This window comes from Caballeronia grimmiae (genome assembly GCF_000698555.1).
Taxonomy (GTDB): Bacteria; Pseudomonadota; Gammaproteobacteria; order Burkholderiales; family Burkholderiaceae; genus Caballeronia; species Caballeronia grimmiae.
The window spans coordinates 1-540 of sequence record NZ_JFHE01000139.1; the positions used below are offsets into that span (position 1 = coordinate 1).

A 540-nucleotide genomic window follows, 5' to 3' on the forward strand; every position below is an offset into this window, starting at 1 on the left:
GCATCGTCGCCGCGGTGATGGGCGTCGTGCATACGATGGGTTCGGTCGGCGCCGCGCCCGCCGTGCTCGGCGAGATGATCGCCGGCGCGCTCGTCGGCACCTTCCTCGGCATTCTGCTCGCGTATGGTTTCATCGGACCGCTCGCGGATCTGCTCAACGCGAAGGGCGCGGCCGAAGCCAAGCCGTTCCAGTGCGTGAAGTCGGTGCTGCTCGCGTCGATGAACGGTTACGCGCCGACCGTGGCGGTGGAGTTCGGCCGCAAGGTGCTGTTCACCGCGGACCGTCCGAGCTTCCAGGAACTGGACGACGCCGTGCGCGCCACCAAGATGCCGAAGTCGGCCTGACGAAGCCCTGATCCGAAGGAGTCACGCTCATGGCTGAAAGACCCTCACGCGACCCGTTGCAATCGGTGCTCGCCCCCACTGTCGTCGTGCGTCGCAAGAAGAAAGGCGGCGGCCACGGCGGGCATCATGGCGGTGCATGGAAGATCGCTTACGCCGACTTCGTCACCGCGATGATGGCGTTCTTCCTGCTGATGTG

Annotated in this window: 2 protein-coding genes; both read left to right on the plus strand. The window is 65.9% G+C overall.

The features are described from left to right. On the plus strand, positions 1-344 hold a 344-nt coding region (locus BG57_RS30980), incomplete at its 5' end, for a MotA/TolQ/ExbB proton channel family protein (protein ID WP_035971163.1). A gap of 29 nt (positions 345-373) precedes the next feature. Continuing rightward, positions 374-540 (plus strand): flagellar motor protein MotB (locus tag BG57_RS32200; protein ID WP_277621560.1); only part of this gene is annotated, 167 nt, incomplete at its 3' end.